Origin of the sequence: Modestobacter caceresii (assembly GCF_000761485.1) — a bacterium.
GTDB lineage: Bacteria > Actinomycetota > Actinomycetes > Mycobacteriales > Geodermatophilaceae > Modestobacter > Modestobacter caceresii.
Window position 1 is genome coordinate 1 of sequence record NZ_JPMX01000088.1, and the last position, 1,607, is coordinate 1,607.

At 70.0% G+C, this 1,607-nt stretch carries 2 protein-coding genes; one reads left to right on the top strand and one right to left on the bottom strand.

The genetic code is table 11. The features are described 5' to 3' along the window. On the bottom strand, nucleotides 1-495 hold the full coding sequence (locus IN07_RS18060; protein ID WP_231558455.1) for a hypothetical protein: 495 nt from the start codon (nucleotides 493-495) through the stop codon (nucleotides 1-3). On the opposite strand from IN07_RS18060, the gene IN07_RS18065 reads away from it, so the two are divergent. Then, the gene (locus IN07_RS18065) at nucleotides 467-1,576 is read left to right on the top strand and encodes an IS630 family transposase (protein WP_197058542.1); all 1,110 of its coding nucleotides are present in this window, start codon (nucleotides 467-469) and stop codon (nucleotides 1,574-1,576) included. The two genes, IN07_RS18060 and IN07_RS18065, sit on opposite strands and share 29 nt — an antisense overlap. Nucleotides 1,577-1,607 lie beyond the last annotated feature (31 nt).

Sequence of the window (1,607 nt, forward strand, 5' to 3'; positions counted from 1 at the left end):
CTAGTGGTCCTCGTCGTTGATTCGTCGGGGGTCTGAGGTCCAGGCGGTGGAGTCATTGAGGTAGAGGCCGCAGGCGCAGTCGAGGGCCTCTTCGGCAGTACCGGTGAATGAGCCGCTGGGCAGGATGTTGTCTTCGTAGTCATCGTGGCTGGCGCGATAGATGGCGAAGCTCCAGGTCGTGGCCGAGCCGAGGTAGCGCAACCGGCACAGCCGGATGACCTGGCCGTCGGCGAGGACGCCGTCGACGTAGGCGAAGGCGGCGCGATAGCGCATCCGTACCTCGGCCAGATCTGGCCAGCGCTCGTGAGCGCGGTCGGCCAGCCGCCAGTGCAGCGAGTTCTTGGTCGAGTCCGGAATCGTCTTGGCCATCGCTTCATCCTGGCCGCCGGGCGGCGTGGCGCCGACGGAATCGTCACCGACAGCGGGACAAACGACGATGGCGATATCAAGCCCCTCCCGAGTGATCTTGAGCGACGCCGACCGCTGGGCGCTCACCCGACGAGCCCGCTCAGGACGGCGCCCGCACCGGGACGTGCAGCGTGCGGCGATCGTGCTGGCCGCCGCCGAGGGCACGTCGAACGCCGAGATCGCCCGCCGGCTGGGCATCTGTGTCGACACCGCGCGCAAGTGGCGGGCCCGGTTCTGCGCCCGGGGCCTGCCCGGGCTGGCCGATCGGCCCCGGCCGGGCCGGCGGCGCACCTTCCCCAAGACCGCCGAGGCCGAGATCAAAGCGCTGGCCTGTGAACTGCCGGCCGAGTCCGGCGTGCCGCTGGCCCGGTGGAGCCACGCCGAGCTGGCCGCCGAGGCGGTCACCCGCGGCGTGGTCGAGACGATCTCACCGTCCACGGTCGGCCGCTTGCTCCGCGCCGACGCCATTCGCCCGTGGCGGCACCGGTCGTGGATATTTCCTCGCGATCCCGACTTCGCGGCCAAGGCCGCCCGCGCGCTGGACCTTTACGACCGGCTCTGGGACGGCCACCCGCTCGGCCCCGACGAGTACGTGCTCAGCGCCGATGAGAAGTCCCAGCTCCAAGCCCTGCGCCGGCGCCACCCCGACCTCCCGCCGGCACCGGGCCGGATCCGGCGGCAGGAGTTCGAGTACCGCCGCGGCGGCACCCTGGCCTACCTGGCCGCCTACGACGTCCACGCAGCCCGAGTGATCGGCCGCTGCGCCCCCACCACCGGCATCGCACCGTTCGGCGAGCTGGTCGAGCAGGTGATGACCACCGAGCCCTACGCCAGCGCCGCCCGGGTGTTCTGGATCGTCGACAACGGCTCCTCCCACAACGGCACCCGCTCCATCGAACGCATACACACCAGCTGGCCGACCGCCGAGCTGGTGCACCTGCCGATCCACGCCAGCTGGCTCAACCAGGTCGAGATCTTCTTCTCCATCGTGCAGCGCAAAGTGATCAAGCCCGGCGACTTCGCCGACCTCGAGCAGCTGGCTCGACGACTGCTGGCCTTCCAAGACCGCTACAACGCCACCGCCGAGCCCTTCGACTGGCACTTCGGGCGCAAGTCCCTCAACCGACTCCTCGAACGACTCGCCGCCCACGAACCGAAGGCCGCCTGACCCTCGACGAATCAACGACGGGAACCACTAG